This window comes from Pseudomonas sp. R3-41 (genome assembly GCF_054161485.1).
Genome location: NZ_CP096421.1, coordinates 5,941,287 through 5,965,621, shown reverse-complemented (window position 1 = coordinate 5,965,621; position 24,335 = coordinate 5,941,287). Strand labels below are relative to the sequence as shown.

Below are 24,335 nucleotides of genomic sequence, written 5' to 3'. Positions count from 1 at the left end.
GGGCCGAGTCAGTAGGTGGCCCAGCGGAGCCGGGCCTATTCAAGTGACTACAGCGAAGCGCAGGAATTCGATTTTTCTTCGAGCCCTATCGCAAGGCCTTCACCGTTGGCGGGCTTGGGGCGGGTGACACGGTCAACCAGATAGACCAAGCCGTGGTAGTCGATTTCCCCATGATGCGTCAGACCAATCTCGCACGTGCGGCTGGTGGAAATGCCCTCGGTGCAATATTGAACCGCGTCCTTGAGGCTTCGCAGCGAGTGGGCGTTGAGTTCGGGGGTGGTAAAGCCCTTGTCGCCGGCAAAACCACAGCAATGGATACCTTCCGGAATCACCACTTGTTTGCTGCACTGGCGCGCCAGATCGATCAGCGCCTGGCTTTCGCCGAGGTGCTGGGTACTGCAAGTGATGTGCACCGCGATGGGCGCCTCCTGGGGGGTGAAATCGAGACGGTCCATCAAGTGAGTACGGATGAAACGCACCGGGTCATACAGGTCCAGGCGCACGTCACCCAAGTCCTGGACCAGCCGTAGCGTGCAAGGGCTGGTGTCACAGTAGATCGGATCGAGCCCGCCACGACTGGCGTGCAGCAAGGCGCCGATCAGTTCTTGGCGCTTGTGTTCGGCCTGCTCGGTGTAGCCTTTGGACGCAAAGGGTTGGCCGCAGCAGAGACTGTCTACATTGTCGGGAAAGACTACCTGATAACCGGCCTTTTCCAGTAGGCCGCGAGTCTTGTCGTACAGCGACATTTGCTCCTTGTCCGCTGCCGCCGGGCCCATGACCCGCGACACGCACGCCGCCAGGTACACGACTCTCGGCCGTTCGTCCGACACGGCGGGGCTGAAACGGATGGCCTTTTCCGGCTGGGGCATGGCGTTGGTCCACTGTGGCACCTGGCCCTTGGACAGGTGTGTCAACGAGGCCGACAGCTTCGCCAGGCGGGGCGCACCCAGCAGCATGCGCGCACCGTTGGCGACGTGGAGGGCGAAGCGTGCGCCTTGCAATGTGGTGGCGAAATTTCCTTCAATCCAGTTGGCAGTTTTCGTCTGCGTCGCGTCGCGGCTGCGCAGCTTTTTCACCAGCTCGCCGGTATTGATACCTACCGGACAACGTTGTGCACACAGGCCCGTGGCGGCGCAGGTGTCGATGCCCTGGTATTGGTAGGCACGTTCCAGTTCGGTGGTGTCGGTGCCGGCGCGTTTCTTCGCTTGGATATCACGCCAGATCACGATGCGCTGGCGCGGGCTCAAGGTCAGGTCCTTGGAGGGACAGACCGGTTCGCAAAAACCGCACTCGATGCACTTGTCGACGATTTCATCGGCGGCCGGCAGTGGTTTGAGGTGCTTGAGATGGATTTGCGGATCTTCGCTGAGCACCACGTCCGGGTTGAGAATGCCGTTGGGGTCGAGCAGGCGTTTGAGCTGCCACATCAATTGGTAGGCATCGCTGCCCCATTCCAGCTCGACGAACGGCGCCATGTTGCGCCCGGTGCCGTGTTCGGCTTTGAGCGAGCCGCCGAATTCCACCGCCACCAACTGCGCCACGTCATCCATGAACGCCTGGTAGCGTGCGACTTCTTCGGCGCTGTTGAAGCCTTGGGTGAAGACGAAGTGCAGATTGCCTTCCAGCGCGTGTCCGAAAAGGATCGCTTCGTCGTAGTGATGTTTGTCGAACAGTTCGATCAGACGGTTGACGCCGATGGCCAGTTGTTCCACTGGAAAGGTCACGTCTTCGATGATGACCGTGGTCCCGGTTTTGCGGACCGCGCCCACGGCGGGGAAGGTGTCTTTGCGGATCGCCCAGAGCCGGGCGTTTTCCCGTGGGTCTTCGGTAAAGTCGACCTGTTTTTCCACAGGGAAACCGGCCAGGGAGGCCATGATCCGGGCCAGTTGTTCTTGTAGTAATGACGAAGAAGCCGCGCGGGATTCGATCAACAAGGCGCAGGCACTGATCGACAGATGCTGTACGAAATCCGGCATGCCCGGTTTGTCCTGCACCGAGCGCAGGCTGCGGCGGTCCAGCAATTCGACGGCCGATACCGGCTGGCTTTTCAGTACGGTGACGGCGTTGCAGCAGGTTTCCACATCCGGGAATACGATCAGGGCCGAAGCCTTGTTCGGATGGTCGATGACGGTGTTGTAGGTCACTGCACTGATAAAACCAAGCGTGCCTTCTGAGCCCACCAGCAGGTGGCTCAAGATATCCACAGGCTCGTCAAAATCCACCAGGGCATTGAGTGACAGGCCGGTGGTATTTTTCAGACGGTATTTATGCCGGATTCGCGCTGCCAGCTCGGTATTGGCGCGGGTCTCGCGGCCAAGGGTGGCCAGGCGCTCCAACAGTTCGCCATGGCTGGTACGAAAAGCCGCCACGCTGCTGTCGTCTTCGGTGTCGAGGCGCGTGCCATCGGCCAGGACCAAGCGGATGCCGGCGAGGGTGTGATAGGTGTTCTGCGCCGTGCCGCAGCACATGCCGCTGGCGTTGTTGGCGACGATGCCGCCGATTTTGCAGGCGTTGATCGAGGCCGGATCTGGGCCGATCTTGCGCCCGAACGGCGCCAGCCAGGCGTTGGCCTGGGCGCCGATCACGCCAGGCTGCAAACGAATTTGTGTCCCTTGTTCGCGAATCTCGCGCCCGTTCCAGTTATCCCCCAGCACAATCAGCACCGAGTCGCTGATGGCTTGGCCGGACAGGCTGGTGCCGGCGGCGCGGAACGTGACCGGGACCCGGTCCCGTTGGGCCAGTTTCAGCAGGGCAATCACTTCATCTTCGGATTCGACGCGTACCACCAGTTTCGGAATCAGCCGATAGAAACTGGCGTCGGTGCCGAAGGCCAAGGTCGACAGCGGGTCGTCGAAACGTCGCTGCTGCGGGATCAGCTGTTGAACGTCGTGTAGGAAAGCGGCCGGAAGGGTCATTGGTCCTCCAGAATCAAAACCACCAGATCCTTCGGACCATGGGCGCCGTAGGCCAGGACTTGTTCGATGTCGGCGGTTTTCGACGGGCCCGATACCAGCAGGGCGTTGGTGGGCATGCCTTGGGCCCATTCGAATTCGTGTTGCACTTCATAGAAGTTGTCGCGGATCTCGCTGGCCTTGAGCAGGGCGAAATGCACCGGTGGCACCAGGCTCATCAGTCGCGGCTCTTCCCGCGTCGGCCAGAGAATCAGACTGCCGGTGGCGGCAATGGCGCCGAGGGTCCCTGTGAGGCTGGCCGGTGTGTCGTTGAACAGTTCGGCTTTCCATTCCTCTACCGGCCTGTCGTAGGCGTTGAGGGTGGGCAGGTCCGGATTGTTCGCCCAGAACTGTGTGATTTTTTTCCCGTGCATGGTCGTCGGCGCGATGAGCAGGCTCGGCAACTGACGGTCGCGCAGCAGTTGTGCGAGCAGGGCCGGCCAGCCTTCTTCGGAGGTCAGGTGGATTTCGGTGTGCACCGCCTCCATCAGCTTGCGCAATTGCGCGATACGTTCCTCGGGCGCATAGCGATAGGTTTGCGTCACCAGGTCGACATCGAAGTTGTCGGCAACCGGCGTGGTGCCCGTCAGGCTTTTACGCAGCTTGGCGAGGATATTTTCCTTGGCGCTCATCGGCGGTCTCCCTGCTGGTTCAGGTGTTCACGGGCCAGGTCATGCAATGAGCGGGCGGCGGGTTTGGGGGCGCTGTGGTTCTGGGTCCACGGGCCGACGTTTCGAGGCGTCAGGGCGCGCAGGCGCGTGGCGAGGAAGCCGAACAGCCGGTACAGCTGCGGCGAGCTGTTGAGCCAGGCCCAGGCATTCCAGATGAACCGTTCCTTGGGCGAGTATTTGCTGCCCTGGCCGCGCATCACTTGGTTAGGGCTGTCCGGCGCCTTGACGTTTTCTTCCCGCAGCCGCCGCAGCAAGGCCGGGATCGGAATCTTCACTGGACACACTTCACCGCAGGCACCGCACAGCGAGGAGGCGCTCGGGTGGTCGGGCACCTTGGCCAGGCCGACCATGTGCGGCGTGATGATTTTTCCGATAGGCCCCGGGTAAACCTCACCGTAGGCATGACCGCCGATTCGGGTGTACACCGGGCAATGATTCATACAAGCGCCACAGCGAATGCAGTTCAGGGTCTGGCGCAATTCACTGTCGGCAAACGCCTGGCTGCGACCGTTGTCCAGCAGGACCAGGTGGACTTCCTGGGGGCCGTCCAGTTCATCGGCCTTGCGTGGCCCGGAGATCATGTTGACGTAGGTCGTGATGGGCTGGCCGAGGGCTGAGCGGGTCAGCAGCGAGAGCAGCGGCACGACATCCCGCAGGTTCTCTACCACCTTTTCGATGCCGGTCACGGCAATGTGCACCGGTGGCACGGTGGTGGACATCCGCCCGTTGCCTTCGTTTTCCACCAGCAGCAGCGTGCCGGTTTCGGCGACGGCGAAGTTGACGCCGGAGACGCCGACGTCGGCCTCGAAGAACTTCTGCCGCAGGACCCTGCGGCCGATCTGAATGAGTTGGTCAACGTCCTTGGTGTACTCCACGCCGAGTTTGTCGTGGAACAAGGACGCGACCTGACCGGCATTCTTGTGGATCGCCGGCATAATGATGTGTGAAGGCTTCTCGTGGTCGAGTTGGACGATGTATTCCCCCATGTCGGATTCGAGACATTCAATGTCCCGAGCCTCGAGGAAATGGTTCATCTCCATCTCTTCGCTGACCATCGATTTGCCCTTGATCACTTGCCGCGCCTCGTGAGCGCGGATGATCGAAAGGACGATGCCGTTGGCTTCGTCCACCGTTTCCGCCCAGTGCACGTTCACACCGTTGCGGGTCAGGTTGGTTTCAAGTTGCTCGAGCAGGTCGGGCAGCTTGGATAACGCACGGGCGCGGACGGCATTGCCCAGCACTCGCAGGTGTTCTCTTTCGTGGGCATCGCTGAAGGACGTTGCCCGCTTGGTCATCAGTGAATCCATCGCACTGCGAAAGTTGTTTCGCAGTTGCGTGTCGTCCAGGGCCTTATGGGCTCGGGCACGAAAATCTTCCTGCACCTCAACGGTCGGGATCAGCGTCGGCGTGCTCATGCGACACCTCCGATGCGCTGGCGGAGGAAACTCGCCAGATGCTGGCCGCGTAACGCTTCTTGCTGCTTTTCCAGCGCACCGTTGATGTTCATCAAACAGCCGCAGTCAGCGCTGACGACCTGGTGCGCGCCGGATTCCTTCAGCGCTCGGGTCTTGTCGGCCACCATCGCGCCGGAAATATCCGGCATGCGAACGCTAAAGGTCCCACCAAAGCCGCAGCATTCGCTTTCGTGGCTGTGTTCGACTCGCTCCACATTGCGCAGCTGCGCCAACAACGCGCGGCCGTGCAGGTGGGTATTCATTTCACGCCGTGCCGAGCAGGACGTATGCAGCGCGACCTTCACCGGCTCGCCGTTGTCGTTCAGCTGCACCTTGCAGACAAACAGCAGGAACTCGGCCAGTTCATAGGTCCGGGCCGCCAGGGCCTGGACCTGCTTGAGCGTTTCCGGCTCGTCCTTGAACAGGTCGGCATAATGCTCGCGCAGCATGCCGGCACAGGAGCCCGAGGGCACCACCACCGGATAGTCTTCGGCAAACAAGGCCAGTTGCGCCCGGGCCACGGTCCGCGCCTGCTCGGTGTAGCCCGAGGTGTAGGCCGGTTGGCCGCAGCAACTTTGCCCCTGTGGGTAGTCCACCCGGATCCCTTCGCGCTCCAGCAGATGAATCGCATCCATTCCGGCTTCGGGATAGAACAGGTCCACCACGCATGTGCCGAACAGATAGACCCTGCGCGGTTTCTCGCTGGGGTACTGCCGAGGTTCGGGCAAGGGCGGGGCGACACGGGTCGCGTTCGGTACGGCGTTGTAAAAAAGCTCGCTCATCAGGCGTGTCTCCGGGTGGTCCCGGTTATCCGTCCGCTGAGGCTGCTGAATATAGCCAGGAAATCTTTCAGCAGCCTTGCAGACCCGGTTGTGAATAGCAGACGCCGAATCACGGTTCGGCGTCGGTTTTTCCAGTATTACGTGTAGGACTTAATGAACCAGCATGCCGGTAAACCAGTAGGCCTGGGCCAATGTGATCAAGCCGACAATCGTTGCAAAGAATAGGCTGTGTTTGAGGGTGAAACGGAACAGATCCGATTCTTTGCCCACCAGCCCGGTCGCGGCGCAGGCCACCGCGATCGATTGTGGCGAAATCATCTTGCCGGTTACGCCGCCGCTGGTATTGGCCGCCACCAGCAGGGTGTCGTTGACGCCGATTTGATGCGCGGTGGTGGCTTGTAGCGAGCCGAACAGCGCGTTGGACGACGTATCGGAACCGGTCAGGAACACGCCCAGCCAACCAAGGAATGGCGAGAAGAACGGGAACGCCGCGCCCGTGCCTGCCAGGACCAGGGCCATGGTCGACGACATGCCCGAATAGTTGGTGACGAACGCGAACGCCAGCACCATGCCGATGGACAGGATCGGCCAGCGCAGCTCGAAAAGCGTCTCTTTAAAAGTGGTAAGACCAGTTTTCAGGTTGATCTTCAGTACCAGCATCGAGATCAGTGCGGAGAAGAAAATCGCCGTGCCGGTGGCAGAAATCGGATCCAGCTTGAACACGGCCGGGATGGCGGTGGGGTTGATCACGATGGGCGCGACCTTGATTACCATCTGGTCCAGGTGCGGAATGGCGAAGTTGAACACCCAGCCGTACATCGAGCCGCCAGCGGCGAACATGGCCTTGAATGGCTTGAGGGTCCAGATCGTCACCAGCACGGTAAGAATCAGGAACGGCGACCACGCCTTGATGATTTCCCCCAGGCTGTAGGGCGACACGACGGTGCTGCGCGGTTGGCCGAAACCGCCGGCGTTGGCGGTGACCGTTGCGCTGGCGGTGGTGCCGGCAATCTGGGCGCCAGCGGTGCGCTTGGGCTGCCAGATTTTCAGGAACAGCGTCAGGGAAATCAGACTGGCCAGGGCGGAGGTGATGTCCGGCAGTTCCGGGCCGATGAAGTTGGAGGTGAAGTATTGGGTGATGGCAAAGCTCAAGCCAGCCACCAACGCTGCTGGCCAGGTTTCCCGCACGCCGCGCAGGCCGTCCATCATGAACACCAGCCAGAACGGCACGAACAACGACAGCAAGGGCAATTGGCGACCGGTCATGGCGCCGATCTTGAACGCGTCGATCCCGGTGACCTGGCCGGCCACGATGATCGGGATGCCCAGCGCGCCGAACGCCACGGGGGCGGTGTTGGCGATCAGGCACAGGCCCGCGGCATACAAAGGGTTGAAGCCCAGGCCGACCAGCAGGGCGGCAGTGATCGCCACCGGTGCACCGAAGCCCGCGGCACCTTCCAGGAATGCGCCAAAGCAGAAACCGATCAACAGCACTTGCAGGCGTTGGTCATCGGTAATCGACAGCACCGAGCTGCGAATCACTTCGAACTGGCCGCTCTTGACGGTCAGTTTGTAGAGAAACACCGCGGCGACGATGATCCAGGCAATGGGCCACAGGCCATAGGCAAAGCCATAGCCGGCAGCGGCGAAGGCCATGTCTGCGGGCATGTTGAACGCAAAGATCGCCACGGCAATCGCCAGGGCCAAGGTGATGCTGCCGGCCACATGCCCCTTGAGGCGAAACACCGCCAGGGCCAGGAAGAAAAATACGATGGGAATAACGGCCGCGAGTGCGGACAAGCCGAGGCTGCCGAGCGGGCTGTAGAGCTGTTGCCAGGTTTGCATGATGGGTGGGCCCCTAATTGTTGTTGGTCAGGCACTGTCAGCGATTTTGGGTAATTGGTAATACCAATTTACAAGCGCTGTCGGCTAGGGTAAAAGCCTTGGTTGTCGTGTGTCAATTTGCCGCCCTGAAACTTTCGTCGAATAAGCGGTGCAGAAGGCATCTGATCCGTTCGAACAAATAGCTTTTGGTGGGTGTGAGCACGGCCCGGATGGGCCAGAATAGAGAGCCCGGCGAGCCGTCGGGATCGTGGAGAATTGAGTTATGGGGTTTGATCAGATTCGTCAGCGCCGTTTGTCTGACGATATTGTCGAGCGGCTTGAAGGCATGATCCTTGAGGGCACGCTGAAGTCGGGTGAGCGGCTGCCCGCCGAGCGGACCCTGGCCGAGCAGTTCGGTGTGTCACGCCCCTCGTTGCGTGAAGCGATCCAGAAGCTGACGGCCAAAGGCTTGTTGATCAGTCGCCAGGGCGGCGGCAACTATGTGGTGGAGTCGCTGGGCTCGACGTTCAGTGATCCGCTGCTGCAACTGTTGGAAAGCAACCCCGAAGCACAGCGCGATTTGCTGGAGTTCCGTCACACGCTGGAGGCTTCCTGCGCTTATTACGCGGCACTGCGGGCCACGGAGGTGGATCGCGAGCGGCTGACGGCGGCGTTCGACGAACTGCAGGATTGTTACTCGCGCCACGACGAGGTCAGTCGGGCGGAGGAGGGCGCGGCGGATGCCCGATTCCATCTGGCGATCGCCGAGGCCAGTCATAATGCGGTACTGCTGCACACCATTCGCGGCTTGTTCGACCTGCTCAAGCGCAACGTCGTCACCAATATCGGCGGCATGTACAAGCAGCGCAGTGAGACCCGCGACATGCTGATCAGCCAGCATCGGGAGTTATACCAGGCCATTATGGATGGGCATGCCGAACAGGCGCGGGAAGTTTCCAGCCGACATATCTTGTATGTGCAGGAAGTCTTGGAAGAGGTGCGTCAGGAAGTACAGCGCGTGGCGCGGGCGGAGCGGCGTAAAGGGATGTAATCGCGCCGGTGGCCCCCTGTGGGAGCGAGCCTGCTCGCGAAAGCGGTCTGTCTGACACATCACATGTCGCATGTACCACCGTCATCGCGAGCAAGCTCGGCTCCCACAGTGGATCTTCAGTGAACACAGGATCTGTGTATTGCCGGGATCTGGTGTGGGAGCGGGCTTGCTCGCGAAAGCGGTCTCAAGGACGAAAGAATCAGTCTTCCTTGCCCTTGTTGCGCACCGCGCGCTGCAGCTCGCGGCCGGCATCGCGTTCGCGCTCGGTATCGCGCTTGTCGTACTCCTTCTTGCCCTTGCCCAAGGCAATTTCGCACTTGATCAAGTGCTTGCTCCAGTACAACGACGTGCAGACGCAGGTGTAGCCCTTCTGCTGCACGGAGGCGAAGAGCTTTTCCAGCTCGCGCTTGTTGAGCAGCAGCTTGCGCGAACGCACAGGATCGGCGATGACATGGGTGCTGGCGGTGGTCAGCGGCGTGATATGACTGCCCAGCAGCCACGCTTCGCCGTCCTTGAGCAAGACATAACTGTCGACCAGTTGCGCCTTGCCGGCACGCAAGCTCTTTACTTCCCAGCCGGCCAGGACCATGCCAGCCTCGAAACGTTGTTCGATGAAGTAATCGTGTCGCGCCTTTTTGTTTTGCGCGATGGTCCCTGTGGGGTGTTTCTTCTGTTTAGCCATAGGGGCGGCATTATAGGCAGTTGCGTGCGTGTCGGCTACGGTGAAGCTGCGTGCTTGAGCACGTTGAGTGAATCCCGGACAATGCGGCCTCTTTTTTGAACGCTTGGGCGTGATCACGATGTCGACAGACAAGGTTTCTGTCCACGGCAGTTGGGCTAGCCGCTGGGTCTTCATATTCGCGGCGACCGGTTCTGCCGTGGGGCTGGGTAGTATCTGGAAGTTTCCATACATGGTCGGCGTCTACGGTGGCGGTGCCTTCGTATTGATGTTCCTGGCCTGCATCGCCCTGATCGGCGCGCCGGTCATGCTGGCGGAGACACTGATCGGCCGTCGCGCCCGGCAAAGCCCGGCCAACGCGCTGAAGGTGTTGGCCGTGGAGGCAGGACACTCGCCGAAGTGGTCCTGGGGTGCGTTCGCCGGGATGATCACGGCACTGTTGATCTTGTCCTTCTACAGCGTGGTCGGTGGCTGGTCGCTGGACTACATCATCGACATGGGGCGAGGCGATTTCCAGGGGGCGACGCCTGATCAGGTCGGCGCTTACTTCGGCAATGTGATCGCCGACCCTTGGAGACTCACGCTTTGGCACACACTTTTCATGGTGCTTTCCGCCGTGGTGATAGCCCGGGGCGTGGTGGCAGGGCTTGAGCGCAGCCTGCGGATCATGATGCCCTTGCTTTTCGTGATGATCCTGGTCCTGTTGGGCTACAGCATGACGACCGGGCACTTCATGGAAGGCGTGCATTTCATGTTCGACTTCAAGCCGGAAAAAGTCATGGATGGCCTGCTGCCGGCCATGGGACACGCGTTCTTTTCCCTCAGTGTCGGGGTCGGTTCGATCATGATCTACGGCGCCTACATGCCGAAAAATGCGTCGCTGACCAGGACTGTTGTCGGTGTTGCGCTGCTGGATACCTTCGTGTCGCTGCTGGCGGGGGTGGCATTGTTTCCGATTGTGTTTGCTGCCGGCCTGAACCCCAGCGAAGGGCCGGGGCTGATGTTCGTCAGCCTGCCATTTGCTTTCGGTAGCATGGCGTTCGGCCAAGTCATGGGTGTGGTGTTTTTTGTCCTGGTGGCGATTGCCGCCTGGAGCTCGGCCATCTCTCTGCTTGAACCCATGGTGGCCTATCTGGTCGAGCGCACCCGCTTGAGTCGAGCCTGGGTCACGTTCTGGCTGGCTTTCACTTGCTGGTTCGTGGGCTTGGGCACGGTGTTTTCCTTCAATATATGGAAACAGGCGAAGTTTTTCGTGAACGAAGACGGTCTGTTCCGTCTCTACCAGTGGGGAGCAACCGGAGGGCTGGATTTCTTTGGCGTGATTGATTTCTTCACATCTCGGATCATGCTTCCACTGGGAGGTCTGTGTTTCGTGGTGTTTGCAGGGTGGATCATGGGGCGTGAAGCCGTGCGTGATGAGTTGTCGCTGCGCAGTCCTGTATTGTTCGCCTTGAGCCTGTTCTTGATGCGCTATGTGGCGCCCATTGGTATTCTCGTAGTGTTTGCCGCTCAGCTGTGGAAGTGACGCTTACATGACGACACATATTCAACGCTCGGCCTTGCTGCCCTACCCGGCGCAGGCGCTTTACGACTTGGTCAATGATGTGGCGAGTTATCCGGAGTTCCTGCCTTGGTGCTCGTCTGCCGAGGTGCTCGAGAGCTCCGAAACCCATATGCGCGCCAGTCTCAGCGTCGCCAAGGGCGGCCTGAGCCAGCATTTTGTTACTCGGAATACCTTGGTGCCTGGCCAGTCCATCGAAATGAACCTTGAAGAAGGGCCATTCAGCCAGCTCCACGGTGTATGGGTGTTCAAGCCGCTTGGCGAGAAAGCCTGCAAGATCAGCCTGGACCTTTCATTTGACTACGCCGGTCCGTTGGTGCGAGCGACATTGGGACCGCTGTTCAACCAGGCCGCCAATACCCTGGTCGATGCGTTCTGTCAGCGCGCCAAGCAGAACGCAGAGCTCAAGCGTTGATCGAGATAGAAGTGGTGTACGCCTCGGCGGATCGCCAGGTCTTGCGTACATGCAGGGTGCAGGAAGGCACCAGTGTTCGCGCAGCGCTGGTGGCGTCGGGGATTGCCGACGTATTCCCGGAGCTGGACCTGGCAACTTGCCCGGTGGGGATTTTTGGCAAGGTGGTTGCCGATCTGGATAGCCAGGTGGTGCAAGCGGCCGATCGATTGGAAATTTATCGACCTTTATTGGCTGATCCGAAGGAAATTCGTCGCCTGCGCGCGGCCAAGGCTGCCCAGGCGCGACAATCGGAGCAATAACCTGGCCGGAATCGCAGGCAAGAAAAAACCCGGCATGCCGGGTTTTTTTCTTGTCGCGATTTATTGCGGCGACGTATCCAGAGGCTCCGGAGTCGGGACCGGTACGGTCTCGACGTTGTCCACGTCCTTCTGGATCTGGTCCAGCAACGAACCTGGCTTGACCGGTTTTTCCGGTTTCGGCTGTTCGGCATTCTGGGTCGGGTCGGTCACGGTGGTGCCGCTGTCCTTGCCCATGATGGCCTCGTCGCGGCTCACACCAGGCATGAAATCGCCCGACAGGCTGACGAGTTGGTCGTCAGGGCTGAAGATGACGCTGATGCGTTCCTGCTGGCGCTCACCGCCACCTGGCTGCAAGCTGTACAGATAATCCCAGCGATCGGCATGGAACGTGTCGGTCAGCAGAGGGTTACCCATGATAAACCGTACTTGCCGGCGGGTCATTCCCGGGCGTAACTGGTCTATCATGTCCTGCGTGACGACATTGCCCTGCTGGATGTCGATTTTGTAAACCCCGGGGAATGAACAACCGGCGAGTGCGAGCAGTCCCACAAAGGTGAAACTGGTTAGCAAGAGCTTGGTGTTTTGCATCGGTGGGCGACTTCCACTATCTTGGCTGGGACAACGTAAACGCCGATCATACCCGCATTAAGAGAAGCTGCGAAGCAGCATCGCGAGAAAGCTGACCATGGTTGAAAATAGCGAACTACGCAAAGCCGGCCTCAAAGTGACCCTGCCACGGGTCAAGATTCTACAAATGCTCGATTCCGCCGAGCAACGCCACATGAGCGCCGAGGATGTCTACAAGGCGCTGATGGAGGCTGGTGAGGACGTCGGTCTGGCCACGGTTTACCGTGTCCTGACCCAGTTCGAGGCAGCTGGCCTTGTGGTGCGACACAACTTCGACGGAGGCCATGCGGTCTTCGAACTGGACGACGGCAAGCATCACGACCATATGGTCAACGTCGAGACCAGCGAAGTCATCGAATTCTTCGACGAAGAAATCGAGCGGCTGCAGAAAGCAATCGTCGACAAGTATGGCTTCGAGATGGTTGATCACAATCTTGTGCTGTACGTACGCAAGAAAAAGTAAGCATGTCGCGCGGACTTAAGGTTCGCGAAACGAACGAAGGCGACCCCAGGGTCGCCTTCGTGCTTTCTGCCGTTCTCAGTTTTTCGCGGTAACGACCATTTTTTTCGCGTGGGCCAGGGATTCCTTGGTGAGGTCGATCCCGCCCAGCATTCGTGCCACTTCTTCTACACGCTCGTTTTTGTTGAGCTTCGACACGGCGGTGCGAGTCGCGTCCTCGCCACGCACCTTGTGCACAAATAAATGCTGGTGCCCTTGGGCGGCGACCTGGGGCAGGTGAGTGACGGTCAGCACCTGGCCACGCTCGCCCAGTCGGCGGAGCAATTGGCCGACAATTTCCGCTGTCGGGCCACCGATGCCCACGTCCACTTCGTCGAACACTAGTGTCGGTACGCGGGAGGTCTGCGCGGTGATGACCTGGATGGCCAGGCTGATTCGTGACAATTCACCGCCGGAGGCGACTTTGGCCAGGCCCTTGAGTGGTTGCCCGGGGTTGGCGCTGACCAGCAATTCCACCTGTTCCAGCCCATTGGGTTGGAGTTCGTCGCCGGCGTTGGGGCGCAATTCGATGGTGAAGCGTCCACCGGGCATGCCCAGGCGTTGGATTTCCTGCTCCACGGCACTGGCCAGCCCTGTCGCGGCTTGGCGTCGCAGCTCGCTGAGCTCTTTGGCCTTTTCCTGATAATGACGGGCATAAGAAGCCAATTCGTCCCCGAGGCGCTCGATGGACTCATCGTTGGCGTTCAGGGTCTCGAGTTCTTCCAGCAACCGCTGTTGGAGTTCGGCAACCTCGGTCGGCTGGATGCGGTGTTTGCGCGCCAATGTATAAATAGTGTCCAGGCGCTCTTCCAGGTATTGCAGGCGTGCCGGGTCGGCGTCGAAATGATCGAGGAAGCGATTCAGTTCCCCAACGGCTTCCTCGACCTGGATCTGCGCGCTCGTCAGCAGGTTGGTCGCTTCGCTCAGGGCGCCCACCGAATTGTTCACGCTGGACAACCGGTTCAGGCTCGCCATCAGCGCATTGAGCACGTTGCCCGAATCGCTCTCGCTGCATTGCTCGACCACCTGGCGGCAGATGCCCAGCAGGGTTTCGGCGTTGGTCAGGTTCTTGTGTTCCTGCTCCAGTTCTTCCAGTTCATTTTCACCCAGGGCCAGGTTCTCCAGTTCTTCGAGCTGGTAGCTCAATAGCTGGTGACGGGCGCGCTGTTCGTCGCCGGAATTGGAGAGGCGATCCAGTTCCTGCCGGGTCTGGCGCCAACGTTGGGCGGCCAGTTGGACTTGCCGGGCCAGGTCGGTAGCGCCGGCGTATTCATCCAGCAGGCGACGATGGGTGTCGGTCTTGAGCAGGGATTGATGTTCGTGCTGACTGTGGATGTCGATCAGCAACTCGCCGAGGGCCTTGAGGTCGCCCAGCGGGCAGGGTGTGCCGTTGATGTAGCCTCGGGAGCGGCCTTCGGCGGTGATAACCCGGCGCAGGATGCACAGGCCATCGGTGTCCAGGTCGCGTTCGGCCAGCCAGGCGCTGGCCTCGGGGATATCGACCAGGTCGAAGGTCGCCAGGATGTCGGCCTTGTCCGCTCCGGGGCGCACCACGCCACTGTCGGCGCGGTCGCCCAGGGTCAGGCCCAGGGCGTCGAGCATGATCGATTTGCCCGCGCCGGTTTCACCGGTGATCACGCTCATGCCTCGATCAAGTTCGAGGTCGAGGTGTTCGACAATGGCGTAGTTGTGTACGGACAGGTGCACCAGCATAAGGCCGCTCCCAGGCTTTAGGTCTGGTTATTTATACAGTGTTTTGTTTCGGCCTGACAATGCCCACGCTTAGCTCGATTTGCTTGGGAAAATGATTTTCTTAGCGCGGCACGGAATGATTATGCGGCTGCTTTTTGTAAGGTTAATTCGTCAGATGACCCTTGAAGCTGGAAAACCCGGCCCCATATACCGGGGCAGAAGCGCGAGTCGAGCTCGCGGACGAAGTTGAAAGGAGAAATCTCTATGGCTGACGAACAGATGCAGGACACGCAAAATCTAGACGCCAATCAGGCTTCCCAGGATTCCGGTGAAGACCTGTCGGCACGTGTACAAGTGCTCGAGGAGCAACTGGCCGGTGCGCAGGACCAGGCGTTGCGTGTAGCCGCCGACCTGCAGAATGTCCGCCGTCGCGCCGAGCAAGATGTAGAAAAGGCCCATAAGTTCGCCCTGGAGCGTTTCGCCGGCGACCTGCTGCCGATCATCGACAGCCTGGAGCGCGGCCTGGAGCTGTCCAATCCGGATGACGAAAACATCCGTCCGATGCGTGAAGGTATCGAGCTGACCCTGAAGATGTTCCAGGACACTCTCAAGCGTTATCAGCTTGAAACCCTGGATCCCCATGGCGAGCCCTTCAACGCCGAGCATCACCAGGCCATGGCGATGCAGGAAAGCGCTGACGTCGAGCCAAACAGCGTCCTGAAGGTTTTCCAGAAAGGCTACCTGCTTAACGGCCGCCTGCTGCGTCCGGCCATGGTCGTGGTCAGCAAGGCGCCGGCACCGGTTTCGCCTTCTATTGATGAGCAGGCTTGAAATCGGGCGCAGCGGCCCCATCTATAAGTCAAGCGTTTAAGTGCTACCGCAGTTAGCCACCACTGCTGCGGCAACAAAATCCAAGTTCCGGGAGAGTTAACATGGGCAAGATTATCGGCATCGACCTGGGGACCACCAACTCGTGCGTCTCCGTGCTGGAAAACGGCAAGGCCAAAGTTATTGAAAACGCTGAAGGCGCGCGCACCACGCCGTCGATCATTGCGTACGCCAATGATGGCGAGATTCTGGTTGGCCAGTCGGCCAAGCGTCAGGCAGTGACCAATCCGCATAACACCCTGTACGCGGTGAAGCGTCTGATCGGTCGCAAGTTCGACGAAGAAGTCGTTCAGAAAGACATCAAGATGGTGCCTTACAAAATCGCCAAGGCTGACAACGGCGACGCCTGGGTTGAAGTGAACGGCCAGAAAATGGCGCCGCCACAGATCTCGGCCGAGATCCTCAAGAAAATGAAGAAAACCGCCGAAGACTACCTCGGCGAAGCGGTGACCGAGGCGGTCATCACGGTTCCTGCCTATTTCAACGACAGCCAGCGCCAGGCGACCAAAGACGCCGGTCGCATCGCGGGCCTGGACGTAAAACGTATCATCAACGAACCAACCGCGGCCGCTCTGGCCTACGGCATGGACAAGGCCAAGGGCGATCACACCGTGATCGTTTACGACCTGGGTGGCGGTACCTTCGACGTTTCCGTGATCGAAATCGCTGAAGTCGACGGCGAGCACCAGTTCGAAGTACTGGCAACCAACGGTGACACGTTCCTCGGTGGTGAGGACTTCGACATCCGCCTGATCGACTACCTCGTCGACGAGTTCAAGAAAGAAAGCGGCATGAACCTCAAGGGTGACCCGCTGGCGATGCAGCGCCTGAAAGAAGCCGCTGAAAAAGCCAAGATCGAACTGTCCTCGAGCCAGTCGACCGACGTGAACCTGCCGTACATCACCGCAGACGCCACCGGTCCTAAGCACCTGAACGTAAAAATCTCCCGCGCCAAGCTCGAAGCGCTGGTGGAAGACCTGGTTCAGCGCACCATCGAACCTTGCCGCATTGCCATGAAAGACGCCGGTATCGACGTTGGCTCGATCAACGACGTGATCCTGGTGGGCGGCCAGACCCGTATGCCGCTGGTCCAGAAGCTGGTGACCGACTTCTTCGGCAAAGAAGCCCGCAAGGACGTGAACCCGGACGAAGCCGTTGCCATGGGTGCTGCCATCCAGGGCGCCGTTCTGGCCGGTGACGTGAAGGACGTTCTGCTGCTCGACGTCAGCCCGCTGACCCTGGGTATCGAAACCATGGGTGGCGTGATGACCGCGCTGATCGAGAAAAACACCACGATTCCTACCAAGAAATCCCAAGTGTTCTCGACGGCCGACGACAACCAGGGCGCCGTGACCATCCACGTGCTGCAAGGTGAGCGCAAGCAAGCTGCCCAGAACAAGTCCCTGGGCAAGTTCGACCTGGCCGAGATCCCGCCAGCACCACGTGGCGTGCCGCAAATCGAAGTGACCTTCGACATCGACGCCAACGGCATCCTGCACGTTGGTGCGAAAGACAAGGCCACCGGCAAGACCCAGTCGATCGTGATCAAGGCCAACTCCGGCCTGTCCGAGGAAGAAATTCAGCAGATGGTTCGCGACGCTGAAGTCAACGCCGAGGAAGACCGCAAGTTCGAAGAGCTGGCCAGCGCCCGTAACCAAGGCGATGCCCTGGTGCACTCGACCCGTAAGATGATCGCCGATGCTGGTGAGAAAGTGACCGCGGAAGAGAAAACCGCCATCGAAGCGGCCGTGGTTGCCCTGGAAGCCGCTGTGAAAGGCGACGACAAGGCGGCCATCGAGGCGAAGATCGAAGAGCTGTCGAAGGTCTCCGCGCCTGTGGCTCAGAAGATGTACGCCGAGCAGGCCCAGCCTGCCGAAGGCGCGGCTGCGCAGGGCGAATCGGCCGAGAAAGCCGACGACGTCGTCGACGCCGAGTTCGAAGAAGTGAAAGACCACAAGTAATCGCTTGTTGGTCGGCCGGTTGACTGCGTTTGTGCGGTGGCTGGTAGGATGTCGCCGCGCGGGAGCTTGCTCCCGCGTTGGCGTGTCTGGAGGCAACGAATTTTTTACAGCATGCGACAAAGCTCGGGTGCTGACGGCGTGTTCGGGAATGCTCCTGCTTTCCGGCGATGGACGCCGCGTTTTGGCCGGGTACCTGGCTGAAAGTTTACGACCAGGATCGTTGAATTGACGTGAGTTGGGTCCGGGCCTGCATTGGGGCTCAACGAGTTTGGCAAGGTTCAGGAGAGGTTTGCCGGACGTCCTATAAGAGTGCAAAGACTAATGGCGAAGCGTGATTTTTACGAAGTATTGGGTGTCGAGCGGGGAGCCAGCGAGGCGGAGCTGAAGAAGGCTTATCGTCGCTTGGCGATGAAGCACCACCCGGACCGTAATCCCGGCGACAAAGCGTCGGAAGAGATGTTCAAGGAAGCCAACGAGGCTTACGAAGTCCTGTCCGATTCCAGTAAGCGCGCGGCCTACGACCAGTACGGGCATGCCGGTGTCGACCCGAGCATGGGTGGCGGCGGTGCCGGGTTCGGCGGCCAGAACTTCTCCGATATTTTCGGTGATGTGTTCAGCGATTTCTTCGGCGGCGGTCGCGGCGGTGCCCGTGGTGGCGCCCAGCGTGGCAGTGACCTGCGCTACACGCTGGAGCTGAATCTGGAAGAAGCGGTGCGCGGTACCACCGTCAATATCCGCGTGCCGACACTGGTCAACTGCAAGCCGTGTGATGGCTCCGGTGCCAAGAAGGGCTCCTCTCCTGTGACCTGCCCGACCTGCGGCGGCATTGGCCAGGTTCGCATGCAGCAGGGCTTCTTCTCGGTCCAGCAGACCTGCCCGCGTTGCCATGGCCAAGGCAAGATCATTTCCGATCCGTGTGACTCCTGCCATGGAGAAGGGCGTGTCGAAGAGTACAAGACGCTGTCGGTCAAGGTGCCGGCCGGTGTCGACACCGGTGATCGCATTCGCCTGTCCGGCGAAGGCGAGGCGGGTGCCCAGGGTGGCCCGACTGGCGACTTGTACGTGGTCATCAACGTCCGCGAACACGCGATTTTCCAGCGTGACGGCAAGCATTTGTTCTGCGAGGTGCCGATCAGCTTCGTCGATGCGGCCTTGGGTGGCGAGCTTGAAATCCCGACCCTCGACGGTCGCGTCAAGCTGAAAATTCCCGAGGGCACGCAGACCGGCAAGCAGTTCCGGATCCGAGGCAAAGGCGTCGCGCCAGTGCGTGGCGGTGGTGCAGGCGACCTGATGTGTCGCGTGGCGGTGGAAACGCCGGTCAACCTGGGGCGTCGTCAGCGTGAACTGTTGGAAGAGTTCCGCAACTCCCTGGCCGATGACAACAGCCACTCACCGAAAACCACCGGTTGGTTCGAAGGCGTGAAGCGCTTCTTCGGCGACCTGTAAGGAGTTCGCATGCGACGTATAGCTGTGATGGGCGCTGCGGGGCGCATGGGCAAGGCGCTGGTCGAGGCGGTGCAGCAGCGTTCGCCGCTCTCCGGCCTCACGGCGGCCATCGTTCGGCCCGACAGTACGCTGGTGGGCGCCGATGCTGGCGAGCTGGCCTCGTTGGGACGTATCGGCGTGCCGATGTCCGGCGGCCTGGAGAAGGTGCTCGACGAGTTCGACGTGCTCATCGACTTCACCCTGCCGGAGGTGATGCTGAAAAACCTGGCGATCTGCCGCAAGCATGGCAAGGCCATGGTGATCGGCACGACCGGGCTGGATGCGACGCAGAAGCAATTGTTGGCCGATGCCGGCAAGGACATCCCGATCGTATTCGCGGCGAACTTCAGCGTGGGCGTGAACCTGTCGCTCAAACTGCTGGATCTGACGGCCCGGGTGTTGGGTGACGATGCCGATATCGAAATCATCGAGGCTCATCACCGGCACAAGATCGATGCGCCGTCGGGAACGGCCTTGCGCATGGGTGAAGTGATTGCCGATGCGCTGGGGCGTGATCTGCAGAAGGTCGCTGTGTATGGGCGTGAAGGGCACACCGGTGCCCGTGAGCGCGACACCATCGGTTTCGCCACGGTGCGTGGTGGCGATGTGGTGGGCGACCACACCGTGCTGTTCGCCACTGAAGGCGAGCGACTGGAGATCACCCACAAGGCGTCGAGCCGGATGACCTTCGCCAAGGGCGCGGTACGTGCCGCGCTGTGGCTGGATGGTCGCGAGCCTGGTTTGTACGACATGCAGGACGTTCTCGACCTGCGTTGATGCCATTAGGGGCGGGGTTCAGGTTATACTGCGCCCCGTTTTACACCGCTTCGCGACGGCCTGTCGCATTCCCCTGCCTTTAAGGCTCATTAGCGGTGGACCAAAAAACCCTTTTTCTGTAAGCTACAGCTTTAGTGTGTCCACTAAAAGCGCGCAGAATAATTCAGTGAACAAGCGGGGTGACGTGTCCATACGTCACTCCGCTTTTTTACAACCTGCGATCGCCCTTTCAGGCTTTATTTACGGGAGGTCTTCTTGACTAAGCCAGCCATACTCGCCCTTGCTGATGGCAGCATTTTTCGCGGCGAAGCCATTGGAGCCGACGGTCAGACCGTTGGTGAGGTGGTGTTTAACACCGCAATGACCGGCTATCAGGAAATTCTTACCGATCCTTCCTACGCCCAGCAAATCGTTACCCTGACTTACCCGCACATCGGCAACACCGGCACCACGCCGGAAGACGCCGAGTCCGATCGTGTCTGGTCCGCCGGCCTGGTCATCCGTGACTTGCCGCTGGTAGCGAGCAACTGGCGTAACACGATGTCCCTGTCCGACTACCTGAAAGCCAACAACGTCGTGGCGATCGCCGGTATCGACACCCGCCGCCTGACCCGCATCCTTCGGGAAAAAGGCGCGCAGAACGGCTGCATCATGGCCGGCGACAACATTTCCGAAGAAGCCGCCATCGCCGCTGCCCAGGGTTTCCCTGGCCTCAAGGGCATGGACCTGGCGAAAGTCGTCAGCACCCAGAAACAATACGAATGGCGCTCCACGGTCTGGGACCTGAAGACCGACAGTCACGCGACGATCGAGGCTTCCGAGCTGCCGTACCACGTGGTGGCGTACGACTACGGCGTCAAGCTGAACATCCTGCGCATGCTGGTCGAGCGTGGCTGCCGCGTCACCGTGGTACCGGCGCAAACCCCGGCCGCCGACGTCCTGGCCCTCAAGCCCGACGGCGTGTTCCTGTCCAACGGCCCGGGTGACCCGGAGCCTTGCGACTACGCGATCCAGGCGATCAAGGACGTGCTGGAAACCGAGATCCCGGTATTCGGTATCTGCCTCGGTCACCAGTTGCTGGCCCTCGCTTCGGGCGCCAAGACCCTGAAAATGGGCCACGGCCACCACGGTGCGAACCACCCGGTCCAGGACCTGGACACCGGCGTGGTGATGATCACCAGCCAGAACCACGGTTTCGCGGTGGATGAAGCGACCCTGCCGGCCAACGTGCGCGCGATCCACAAATCGCTGTTCGACGGCACGCTGCAAGGTATCGAGCGTACCGACAAGAGCGCGTTCAGCTTCCAGGGCCACCCTGAAGCGAGCCCGGGCCCGAACGATGTGGCGCCGCTGTTCGATCGCTTCATCAACGAGATGGCCAAGCGACGCTGACCGCGCGAAGCCCGAGGGCGGCCCCGAACACGGTGGCCCCCTCGGGCGCTTCAAAGATTGTTCGACGGCCTAGCCGACTGACCTGCGGATTTGAGTGACAAACCCATGCCAAAACGTACAGACATAAAAAGCATCCTGATTCTCGGCGCTGGCCCGATCGTGATCGGCCAGGCTTGCGAATTCGACTACTCCGGCGCCCAGGCCTGCAAAGCCCTGCGCGAAGAGGGCTACCGCGTCATCCTGGTGAACTCCAACCCGGCCACCATCATGACCGACCCGGCCATGGCCGACGCCACCTACATCGAGCCGATCAAGTGGCAGACCGTCGCCAAGATCATCGAGAAGGAGCGCCCGGACGCGCTGCTGCCGACCATGGGTGGCCAGACCGCGTTGAACTGCGCACTGGACCTGGAGCGCGAAGGCGTCCTGGAAAAATTCGGTGTGGAAATGATCGGCGCCAATGCCGACACCATCGACAAGGCCGAAGACCGTTCGCGCTTCGACAAGGCGATGAAGTCCATTGGCCTGGACTGCCCACGCTCGGGCATCGCCCACAGCATGGAAGAGGCCAACGCCGTCCTGGAACGCCTCGGCTTCCCGTGCATCATCCGTCCGTCCTTCACCATGGGCGGCACCGGTGGTGGCATCGCCTACAACCGTGAAGAATTCGAAGAAATCTGCGCCCGTGGTCTCGACTTGTCGCCGACCAAGGAACTGCTGATCGACGAATCCCTGATCGGCTGGAAAGAATACGAAATGGAAGTTGTCCGCGACAAAAAGGACAACTGCATCATCGTCTGCTCCATCGAGAACTTCGACCCGATGGGCGTGCACACTGGCGACTCGATCACCGTTGCACCGGCCCAGACCCTGACCGACAAGGAATACCAGATCCTGCGTAACGCCTCCCTGGCGGTACTGCGTGAGATCGGCGTGGAAACCGGCGGCTCCAACGTCCAGTTCGGCATCTGCCCGAACACCGGACGCATGGTGGTCATCGAGATGAACCCGCGGGTATCCCGTTCGTCGGCCCTGGCCTCCAAGGCCACCGGTTTCCCGATCGCCAAGGTCGCCGCCAAGCTGGCCGTGGGCTACACCCTGGACGAGCTGTCGAACGACATCACCGGCGGCAAGACCCCGGCGTCCTTCGAACCGTCCATCGACTACGTTGTCACCAAGCTGCCACGCTTCGCCTTCGAGAAGTTCGCCAAGGCCGATGCCCGCCTGACCACCCAGATGAAGTCGGTCGGTGAAGTCATGGCCATCGGCCGGACCTTCCAGGAATCCCTGCAGAAAGCCCTTCGCGGCCTGGAAGTGGGTGTCTGTGGTCTCGATCCGAAGCTGGATCTGAACGACCCGGAAAGCATGAGCGTGCTCAAGCGCGAGCTGACCGTGCCGGGTGCCGAGCGTATCTGGTACGTGGCCGATGCCTTCCGCGCCGGCATGACTGTCGAGCAGATCTTCGGCATGAACATGATCGACCCTTGGTTCCTGGTCCAGATCGAAGATCTGATCAAGGAAGAAGAGAAGGTCAAGACCCTGGGCATGTCCAGCATCAACCGCGACACGATGTTCCGCCTCAAGCGCAAAGGCTTCTCCGACATGCGCCTGGCCAAGCTGCTGGGTGTGACCGAGAAGAGCCTGCGTGCTCATCGGCACAAGCTGGAAGTGTTCCCGGTCTACAAGCGCGTCGACACCTGCGCGGCCGAGTTCGCCACCGACACCGCCTACCTGTACTCCACGTACGAAGAAGAGTGCGAAGCCGCGCCATCGACCCGGGACAAGATCATGATCCTGGGTGGCGGTCCTAACCGGATCGGCCAGGGCATCGAGTTCGACTACTGCTGCGTACACGCGGCACTGGCCCTGCGCGACGACGGTTACGAGACCATCATGGTCAACTGCAACCCGGAAACCGTGTCCACCGACTACGACACCTCCGATCGCCTGTACTTCGAGCCAGTGACCCTGGAAGACGTGCTGGAAATCGTCCGCGTCGAGAAGCCAAAAGGCGTGATCGTCCAGTACGGCGGCCAGACTCCTTTGAAACTGGCTCGCGCCCTTGAAGCCGCCGGCGTGCCGATCATCGGTACCAGCCCGGATGCCATCGACCGCGCCGAAGACCGTGAGCGCTTCCAGCAGATGGTCGAGCGCCTGAACTTGCGCCAGCCGCCAAACGCCACCGTGCGCAGCGAAGACGAAGCGATTCGTGCCGCCGCCAAGATCGGTTATCCGCTGGTGGTGCGTCCGTCCTATGTGCTGGGCGGTCGTGCGATGGAAATCGTCTACCAGGAAGACGAACTCAAGCGTTACCTGCGCGAAGCGGTCCAGGTGTCCAACGACAGCCCGGTGCTGTTGGACCACTTCCTCAATTGCGCCATCGAAATGGACGTGGATGCGGTCAGCGACGGCAAGGACGTGGTGATTGGCGCGATCATGCAGCACATCGAGCAGGCCGGTGTTCACTCCGGTGACTCCGCTTGCTCGCTGCCGCCGTACTCGCTGCCGGCGCACATCCAGGACGAGATGCGCGAGCAGGTCAAGAAAATGGCCCTGGAACTGGGTGTCATCGGCCTGATGAACGTGCAACTGGCCTTGCAAGGCGAAGATATCTACGTCATCGAAGTCAACCCACGCGCTTCCCGTACCGTGCCGTTCGTTTCCAAGTGCATCGGTGTTTCCCTGGCGATGATCGCGGCGCGCGTCATGGCTGGCAAAACCCTGAAAGAGCTGAACTTCACCAAGGAAATCATCCCGAACTTCTACAGTGTGAAAGAGGCGGTGTTCCCGTTCGCCAAGTTCCCTGGCGTGGACCCGATCCTCGGCCCTGAGATGAAGTCCACCGGTGAAGTGATGGGCGTGGGCGATACCTTCGGTGAAGCCTTCGCCAAGGCCCAGATGGGCGCCAGCGAAGTGTTGCCGACTGGCGGCACGGCGTTCATCAGTGTGCGTGATGACGACAAGCCACTGGTTGCAGGCGTAGCCCGTGATCTGATCAACTTGGGCTTCGAAGTGGTCGCCACTGCCGGTACTGCCAAGCTGATCGAAGCGGCGGGCCTGAAAGTGCGCCGCGTGAACAAGGTGACCGAGGGCCGTCCGCACGTGGTCGATATGATCAAGAATGACGAAGTCACGCTGATCATCAACACCACCGAAGGTCGTCAATCGATCGCCGATTCCTATTCCATTCGTCGCAATGCGCTGCAGCACAAGATCTACTGCACCACGACCATTGCTGCGGGCGAAGCGATCTGCGAAGCGCTCAAGTTCGGTCCCGAGAAGACCGTGCGTCGCTTGCAGGATCTACATGCAGGATTGAAGGCATGA

The 24,335-nt window shown here is 60.4% G+C and carries 19 protein-coding genes; 11 read left to right on the top strand and 8 right to left on the bottom strand.

Annotation, left to right across the window (positions count from 1 at the left end):
* Nucleotides 1-47: 47 nt before the first annotated feature.
* The 5 genes from M1D99_RS25820 to M1D99_RS25800 all read right to left on the bottom strand — a co-directional run bounded on the left by M1D99_RS25820 (nt 48) and on the right by M1D99_RS25800 (nt 7,703).
* The gene (locus M1D99_RS25820) at nt 48-2,915 is read right to left on the bottom strand and encodes an FAD-binding and (Fe-S)-binding domain-containing protein (protein WP_458130973.1); all 2,868 of its coding nucleotides are present in this window, start codon (nt 2,913-2,915) and stop codon (nt 48-50) included.
* Nucleotides 2,912-3,583 carry a LutC/YkgG family protein gene (locus M1D99_RS25815; RefSeq protein ID WP_458130972.1) on the bottom strand — a complete coding sequence of 224 codons (672 nt, stop codon included), beginning with the start codon at nt 3,581-3,583 and terminating at the stop codon, nt 2,912-2,914. The genes M1D99_RS25820 and M1D99_RS25815 overlap by 4 nt, the downstream gene beginning before the upstream one ends.
* Nucleotides 3,580-5,037, bottom strand: coding sequence for a LutB/LldF family L-lactate oxidation iron-sulfur protein (locus tag M1D99_RS25810; protein WP_458130971.1), 1,458 nt, complete (start codon nt 5,035-5,037; stop codon nt 3,580-3,582). Before M1D99_RS25810 ends, M1D99_RS25815 begins: the two co-directional genes overlap by 4 nt.
* Nucleotides 5,034-5,858, bottom strand: a complete 825-nt coding sequence (locus M1D99_RS25805; RefSeq protein ID WP_250964014.1) for a (Fe-S)-binding protein — start codon at nt 5,856-5,858, stop codon at nt 5,034-5,036. The genes M1D99_RS25810 and M1D99_RS25805 overlap by 4 nt, the downstream gene beginning before the upstream one ends.
* A gap of 150 nt (nt 5,859-6,008) precedes the next feature.
* The gene (locus M1D99_RS25800; RefSeq protein WP_458130970.1) at nt 6,009-7,703 is read right to left on the bottom strand and encodes a lactate permease LctP family transporter; all 1,695 of its coding nucleotides are present in this window, start codon (nt 7,701-7,703) and stop codon (nt 6,009-6,011) included.
* A gap of 262 nt (nt 7,704-7,965) precedes the next feature.
* Between M1D99_RS25800 and M1D99_RS25795 the strand changes: the two genes are divergently transcribed.
* Nucleotides 7,966-8,733 carry an FCD domain-containing protein gene (locus M1D99_RS25795; protein WP_186705975.1) on the top strand — a complete coding sequence of 256 codons (768 nt, stop codon included), beginning with the start codon at nt 7,966-7,968 and terminating at the stop codon, nt 8,731-8,733.
* Between the two features lie 199 nt (nt 8,734-8,932).
* On the opposite strand, the gene smpB is transcribed toward M1D99_RS25795, so the two are convergent.
* Nucleotides 8,933-9,415: an SsrA-binding protein SmpB gene (smpB, locus tag M1D99_RS25790; protein WP_042730880.1), complete on the bottom strand. Its 483-nt coding sequence runs from the start codon at nt 9,413-9,415 to the stop codon at nt 8,933-8,935.
* Between the two features lie 118 nt (nt 9,416-9,533).
* Here smpB and M1D99_RS25785 point away from each other — a divergent pair, with 118 nt between their 5' ends.
* The 3 genes from M1D99_RS25785 to M1D99_RS25775 are packed head-to-tail and all read left to right on the top strand — an operon-like array spanning nt 9,534 to nt 11,687.
* Complete coding sequence (locus tag M1D99_RS25785) at nt 9,534-10,937, top strand: sodium-dependent transporter (protein WP_434572422.1); 1,404 nt, start codon at nt 9,534-9,536, stop codon at nt 10,935-10,937.
* 7 nt (nt 10,938-10,944) lie between these two features.
* Nucleotides 10,945-11,388, top strand: a complete 444-nt coding sequence (locus tag M1D99_RS25780; RefSeq protein ID WP_434704960.1) for a type II toxin-antitoxin system RatA family toxin — start codon at nt 10,945-10,947, stop codon at nt 11,386-11,388.
* Nucleotides 11,385-11,687, top strand: coding sequence for an RnfH family protein (locus M1D99_RS25775; protein WP_458130969.1), 303 nt, complete (start codon nt 11,385-11,387; stop codon nt 11,685-11,687). The genes M1D99_RS25780 and M1D99_RS25775 overlap by 4 nt, the downstream gene beginning before the upstream one ends.
* Before the next feature lie 60 nt (nt 11,688-11,747).
* Here M1D99_RS25775 and M1D99_RS25770 read toward each other — a convergent pair whose 3' ends face one another.
* A complete protein-coding gene (locus M1D99_RS25770) occupies nt 11,748-12,275 on the bottom strand; it encodes an outer membrane protein assembly factor BamE (protein ID WP_458130968.1) in 528 nt (175 codons plus the stop codon).
* A gap of 97 nt (nt 12,276-12,372) precedes the next feature.
* On the opposite strand from M1D99_RS25770, the gene fur reads away from it, so the two are divergent.
* Nucleotides 12,373-12,777 (top strand): ferric iron uptake transcriptional regulator, encoded by a 405-nt coding sequence (gene fur / locus M1D99_RS25765; RefSeq protein ID WP_003197684.1) that lies wholly within the window; start codon nt 12,373-12,375, stop codon nt 12,775-12,777.
* 75 nt (nt 12,778-12,852) lie between these two features.
* Here the strand turns inward: fur and recN are convergent, their stop codons facing one another.
* Nucleotides 12,853-14,526 (bottom strand): DNA repair protein RecN, encoded by a 1,674-nt coding sequence (recN, locus tag M1D99_RS25760; RefSeq protein WP_458130967.1) that lies wholly within the window; start codon nt 14,524-14,526, stop codon nt 12,853-12,855.
* Nucleotides 14,527-14,769: 243 nt separating this feature from the next.
* Between recN and grpE the strand changes: the two genes are divergently transcribed.
* The 6 genes from grpE to carB all read left to right on the top strand — a co-directional run bounded on the left by grpE (nt 14,770) and on the right by carB (nt 24,335).
* Nucleotides 14,770-15,336, top strand: coding sequence for a nucleotide exchange factor GrpE (gene grpE, locus M1D99_RS25755; protein WP_458130966.1), 567 nt, complete (start codon nt 14,770-14,772; stop codon nt 15,334-15,336).
* Between the two features lie 101 nt (nt 15,337-15,437).
* Nucleotides 15,438-17,354, top strand: coding sequence for a molecular chaperone DnaK (gene dnaK, locus M1D99_RS25750; protein ID WP_014336568.1), 1,917 nt, complete (start codon nt 15,438-15,440; stop codon nt 17,352-17,354).
* A 321-nt stretch (nt 17,355-17,675) separates the two neighbouring features.
* Nucleotides 17,676-18,800 (top strand): molecular chaperone DnaJ, encoded by a 1,125-nt coding sequence (gene dnaJ / locus M1D99_RS25745; protein ID WP_039592325.1) that lies wholly within the window; start codon nt 17,676-17,678, stop codon nt 18,798-18,800.
* 9 nt (nt 18,801-18,809) lie between these two features.
* Nucleotides 18,810-19,616, top strand: coding sequence for a 4-hydroxy-tetrahydrodipicolinate reductase (dapB, locus tag M1D99_RS25740; protein ID WP_186705981.1), 807 nt, complete (start codon nt 18,810-18,812; stop codon nt 19,614-19,616).
* A gap of 255 nt (nt 19,617-19,871) precedes the next feature.
* Entirely contained in the window at nt 19,872-21,008 is a 1,137-nt protein-coding gene (gene carA, locus M1D99_RS25735; protein WP_053118343.1) for a glutamine-hydrolyzing carbamoyl-phosphate synthase small subunit, read from the top strand.
* A 105-nt stretch (nt 21,009-21,113) separates the two neighbouring features.
* Nucleotides 21,114-24,335: a carbamoyl-phosphate synthase large subunit gene (gene carB, locus M1D99_RS25730; RefSeq protein WP_186705982.1), complete on the top strand. Its 3,222-nt coding sequence runs from the start codon at nt 21,114-21,116 to the stop codon at nt 24,333-24,335.

What these genes read in the sequence shown, in the direction of transcription:
- dnaK (WP_014336568.1), top strand. Translation starts at nt 15,438, where the DNA reads ATGGGCAAGATTATCGGCATCGACCTGGGGACCACCAACTCGTGCGTC.
- M1D99_RS25780 (WP_434704960.1), top strand. Translation starts at nt 10,945, where the DNA reads ATGACGACACATATTCAACGCTCGGCCTTGCTGCCCTACCCGGCGCAG.
- dapB (WP_186705981.1), top strand. Translation starts at nt 18,810, where the DNA reads ATGCGACGTATAGCTGTGATGGGCGCTGCGGGGCGCATGGGCAAGGCG.
- M1D99_RS25785 (WP_434572422.1), top strand. Translation starts at nt 9,534, where the DNA reads ATGTCGACAGACAAGGTTTCTGTCCACGGCAGTTGGGCTAGCCGCTGG.
- M1D99_RS25820 (WP_458130973.1), bottom strand. Translation starts at nt 2,915, where the DNA reads ATGACCCTTCCGGCCGCTTTCCTACACGACGTTCAACAGCTGATCCCG.
- M1D99_RS25770 (WP_458130968.1), bottom strand. Translation starts at nt 12,275, where the DNA reads ATGCAAAACACCAAGCTCTTGCTAACCAGTTTCACCTTTGTGGGACTG.
- M1D99_RS25805 (WP_250964014.1), bottom strand. Translation starts at nt 5,858, where the DNA reads ATGAGCGAGCTTTTTTACAACGCCGTACCGAACGCGACCCGTGTCGCC.
- dnaJ (WP_039592325.1), top strand. Translation starts at nt 17,676, where the DNA reads ATGGCGAAGCGTGATTTTTACGAAGTATTGGGTGTCGAGCGGGGAGCC.
- M1D99_RS25795 (WP_186705975.1), top strand. Translation starts at nt 7,966, where the DNA reads ATGGGGTTTGATCAGATTCGTCAGCGCCGTTTGTCTGACGATATTGTC.
- grpE (WP_458130966.1), top strand. Translation starts at nt 14,770, where the DNA reads ATGGCTGACGAACAGATGCAGGACACGCAAAATCTAGACGCCAATCAG.
- smpB (WP_042730880.1), bottom strand. Translation starts at nt 9,415, where the DNA reads ATGGCTAAACAGAAGAAACACCCCACAGGGACCATCGCGCAAAACAAA.
- M1D99_RS25800 (WP_458130970.1), bottom strand. Translation starts at nt 7,703, where the DNA reads ATGCAAACCTGGCAACAGCTCTACAGCCCGCTCGGCAGCCTCGGCTTG.
- M1D99_RS25810 (WP_458130971.1), bottom strand. Translation starts at nt 5,037, where the DNA reads ATGAGCACGCCGACGCTGATCCCGACCGTTGAGGTGCAGGAAGATTTT.
- fur (WP_003197684.1), top strand. Translation starts at nt 12,373, where the DNA reads ATGGTTGAAAATAGCGAACTACGCAAAGCCGGCCTCAAAGTGACCCTG.
- recN (WP_458130967.1), bottom strand. Translation starts at nt 14,526, where the DNA reads ATGCTGGTGCACCTGTCCGTACACAACTACGCCATTGTCGAACACCTC.
- M1D99_RS25815 (WP_458130972.1), bottom strand. Translation starts at nt 3,583, where the DNA reads ATGAGCGCCAAGGAAAATATCCTCGCCAAGCTGCGTAAAAGCCTGACG.
- carB (WP_186705982.1), top strand. Translation starts at nt 21,114, where the DNA reads ATGCCAAAACGTACAGACATAAAAAGCATCCTGATTCTCGGCGCTGGC.